The sequence below is a fragment of the Vibrio sp. S9_S30 genome (assembly GCF_014694455.1).
Classification (GTDB): domain Bacteria; phylum Pseudomonadota; class Gammaproteobacteria; order Enterobacterales; family Vibrionaceae; genus Vibrio.
The window spans coordinates 1-3,628 of record NZ_JAAUWT010000060.1; the positions used below are offsets into that span (position 1 = coordinate 1).

The following is a 3,628-nucleotide window of genomic DNA, read 5'->3' on the forward strand; positions in this document are numbered from 1 at the left end:
GTGCGTTGTCTGCGGTTTAAGCTGGCGTTATAGCGCTTTGAAAATTCAAGGGTTGTCAGGTTCTCGAAAGTTGCTGGCTTCAGTGTTTTCGAGTTCGATTCCTCAACCATATCTAAGGTGGGAAGTTTTCTACAAGCCAAGTTTCTGTGGGATTTCATGCCAATTGGAAATTCCGGATTTTGAAGTTTGGTTTTCGGTTCGTTCTTGTAAACTCTTCGACTGGTTCGGTGTTTTGGGTATTGTGGTCTGGTTGCAGCAGGTTTTGTTGTCTAAGATGGCTTTCGTTGAATGCAAGCGAAGTGCTTCATTGCCAAGTAAAGCCTGTTTGTTTGTATCGCTCTAACAAACAATTCAAGCAGACCAAAAACGTGTGGCATTTTTAGTTTGCGGTAAATTTAGTGATTAAGGTGGCTTGCAGAAATCGTATTTGTACGTTTTTGGCTACTTAATTGGGCGTTATAGCGCTTTGAAAATTCGAGGGTTGTAAGGTTCTCGAAAATAGCCAACTTCAGTGCTGGAAAGTTCAACTTGTCAGCCAGTATCAAGCTGGAAAAGTCGTCGCAAGCCAAGTCGCTGTGGGATTTCTAAGCCAATTGAGGTCATCGTACCTTGAAGCTTCGCTTTTCGCTTGTTCTTCTAAATTCTCGACCGAGTTGGTGTTTTAAGTTCTGTGGTCTGGTTGCAGCAGGTTTTGTTGTCTAAAATGTCGTTCATTGAATGCAAGCGAAGTGCTTCATTGCCAAGTAAAGCCTGTTTGCTTGTATCGCTCTAACAAGCGCTTCAAGCCGACCGCCAACGCGTGGCATTTTTGGTTTGCAGTAATGATTGTGTTTAAGGCGCAATGCGGTAGCCGTTGTGTTGCGTTGGCAGCGGCTTAAGCGGGCGTTATAGCGCTTTGAAAATTCAAGGGTTGTCAGGTTATCGAAAGTTGCTGGCTTCAGTGCTTTGTGTTCGATTTCTCAACCAACATCAAGGTGGTTAACTCGGCGCAAACCAAGTTGCTGCAAGTTTTTAAAACCAATTGAATTCGCTGAATTTTGAAGTTTTGCTCTTGGTTCGCTTTTCTAAATTCTCGACTGATTCGGTGTTTCGGGTATTGTGGTCTGGTTGCAGAGGATTTTGTTGGCTAAGATGCAGTTCATTGAATGCAAACTAAATGCTTCATTGCCAAGCGAGTTTTTGTTTGTATCGCTCTAACAAAAGCTTCAAACCGACAAACAACGCGTGGCATTTTTAGTTTGCGGTGATTTTGGTGTTTAAGGCGTAATGCGGCGGCTTGGTCTGTGCGTTGTCTGCGGTTTAAGCTGGCGTTAGTTCACAGGAGTATTAATGGACTATTTAAGTTTAGCTGTTGGTTTTCTCGTAGGCACAGCAACTGGTGCGGCTGGTACATATTTCGGAAATAAATACACTGACCAAAGGAAAGCGAAAGAGCAGAAGAAAGAGATTAAGTCTTTCTTCAAGTCTTTATGGAATAAACACGAGCCTTTACTAAAGGAAATGAAGCAAGATCTAAAGAACCCTGATTTCAAGTTTCATCGAGAGTTTTTCCTCTTAAGTCGCTCATGGAGTTTCAACCATGCAGGTAAGTTTCTCGCTTACTACCTTGAGGAGCATGAAGAGCTAGAGCAACAACTGAAAATTCTAGAGTCGCATGGCCTGATTATTGAAGTCACCGAGTATGGAAAAAATGTAAAGAAATATCAGTTCTCAGAACATTTGGCGGAGCACTTGTTGGCAGAGTGAACTAACAAGCAATTTAAGAGGGATTCACAACGCTTGGCACTTTTGCTTCTACTTCAAATTTAGTGTTTATGGCACAATGTTTTAAGTTTGAGTGGAAGCGTTGTTCACCCCTTAATTGGGCGTTATAGCGCTTTGATAATTCAAGGGTTGTCAGGTTCTCGAAAGTTGCTGGCTTCAGTGTTTTCGAGTTCGATTCCTCAACCATATCTAAGGTTGGAAATTCTCTACAAGCCAAGTTGCTGTGGGATTTCATGCCAATTAGAAATTCCGGATTTTGAAGTTTGGTTTTCGGCTCGTTCTTGTAAATTTTTCGACTGGTTCGGTGTTTTGGACTTTGTGGACTGGTTGCAGGTACTCACTTTGGCTAAGATGTCGTCCATTGAATGCAAGCTAAGTGCTTCTTTGCCAAGTGAGTTTGTGTACTCGTTACGCTCTAACAAACGCTTCAAGCGGACTGCCAACGCGTGGCATTTTAGGTTTGTAGTGATAATTGTGTTTAAGGCGTAATGCGGTAGCTTTTGTATAGCGTTGTCAGCAGCTTAAGCGGGCGTTATATGCTTTCAAGTTTCAAACAATAAAAGGACTTAAAAATGATTCTAAATCACATCTCAGTTGGCGCTTCTGATGTCGCAAAAGCTGTTGGTTTCTATGACTCAGTTCTTTCTACGTTGTCTATTAAGCGTGCCCACTATATAGAAAATATCGCAGCTGCTTATGGTGAGAGCTTTGAATTTTGGGTCGGAAGTCCCTGTGAAGGAAAAGCTACATCAAGTAATGGTGCTCATATTGCTTTTAATGCGCCTTCAAAAGAAGCTGTTGACCAGTTCTATGCTACAGCCATTGAGTTAGGTGGTTCATGTGCAGGTAAGCCAGGATTTAGACCAGAGTATGGTGAAACTTACTACGCAGCATTCGTACGTGACTTAGACGGAAACAAAATCGAAGCAGTTTCAATGTAGCTTCGAGTGCGCATATAACAAATTGTTCAACAGGGACAAAAAACGTATGCCATTTTTCGCTTCGCTACAAAGTATGGCACACTAGTTTTTTGCCCGTTAACAAGGCGTTATGTAAAGCGGGTAAAATCGGTATTATTCTGTTTATTCGTTCTCTCTACCCATCGATTTTCATCCTCGTCAAATTCAGCTCTTTCTGTCCTGATTCTTTGCCAAATTAGCCGTAAAACATGCCAAGGTTCGTGAGTTTCCTCATTCAGTTTCAGTGTTGGTTCGTGGTTAGTTTTGCGGGCTTAAAGTGCGGAAAGGGCAAGGTTAACGAAAGTCTCCATTTGCTGATGGTTTCTTTCGTTCGGCTTCCCAGATTCAAAAGCATTTTTGGTCGCTGGTCATCACTATTTTTCGCTTGTTGAAGCTTGGTCTGTAACATTGCTGGCTCTGCAAATTCGTGAACACTGTTGGGTTCTTTGGTTTTGGCTATTTCTTCGGTCGTACAGGCTTGGTTTTTCGTGGTAACTTGGGCTTATGTGGCTGAATTTACATAACAAAGCGTTCAAGACTGATTCCCAACGCTAGGCGTTTTCGACTTACTTTGAGTTAAGTGTTTATGTCACAATGCTTTAGGTAGGGTGGTAGCGTTACTCACCACTTAACGCGGCGTTATAGCGCTTTGATGATTCAAGGGTTGTCAGGTTCTCGAAAGTTGCTGGCTTCAGTGTTTTCGAGTTCGATTCCTCAACCATATCTATGGTGGAAAGTTCTCAGCAAACCAAGTTGCTGTAAGCTTTTAAAACCAATTAACCTCAGATCTGGTTAAGCCGTCGTGATGCCATTACTTTCTAACAGCTCAAGCTCTTGAGCTGTTAGATCTAAGTGGGGCTTCTCATCTTTCAGGCAATAGGCTATCAATCCTCCCAATAGATTCA

4 protein-coding genes and 1 pseudogene are annotated in these 3,628 nt (G+C 42.4%); 3 read left to right on the forward strand and 2 right to left on the reverse strand.

Translation table 11 applies throughout. The features are described from left to right. Positions 1 to 343, forward strand: a 343-nt coding sequence (locus HC752_RS24930; RefSeq protein ID WP_238930619.1) for a hypothetical protein, incomplete at its 5' end; no start/stop codon positions are given. Positions 344 to 1,329: 986 nt separating this feature from the next. Continuing rightward, positions 1,330 to 1,746, forward strand: coding sequence for a hypothetical protein (locus tag HC752_RS23765; protein ID WP_190337665.1), 417 nt, complete (start codon positions 1,330 to 1,332; stop codon positions 1,744 to 1,746). A gap of 224 nt (positions 1,747 to 1,970) precedes the next feature. Here the strand turns inward: HC752_RS23765 and HC752_RS23770 are convergent, their stop codons facing one another. After that, complete coding sequence (locus tag HC752_RS23770; RefSeq protein ID WP_190337666.1) at positions 1,971 to 2,195, reverse strand: hypothetical protein; 225 nt, start codon at positions 2,193 to 2,195, stop codon at positions 1,971 to 1,973. Between the two features lie 141 nt (positions 2,196 to 2,336). Between HC752_RS23770 and HC752_RS23775 the strand changes: the two genes are divergently transcribed. Further along, positions 2,337 to 2,705: a VOC family protein gene (locus tag HC752_RS23775; protein WP_190337667.1), complete on the forward strand. Its 369-nt coding sequence runs from the start codon at positions 2,337 to 2,339 to the stop codon at positions 2,703 to 2,705. Between the two features lie 810 nt (positions 2,706 to 3,515). Here HC752_RS23775 and HC752_RS25530 read toward each other — a convergent pair. Continuing rightward, positions 3,516 to 3,628, reverse strand: a pseudogene (locus HC752_RS25530) (IS982 family transposase); the annotation flags it as partial.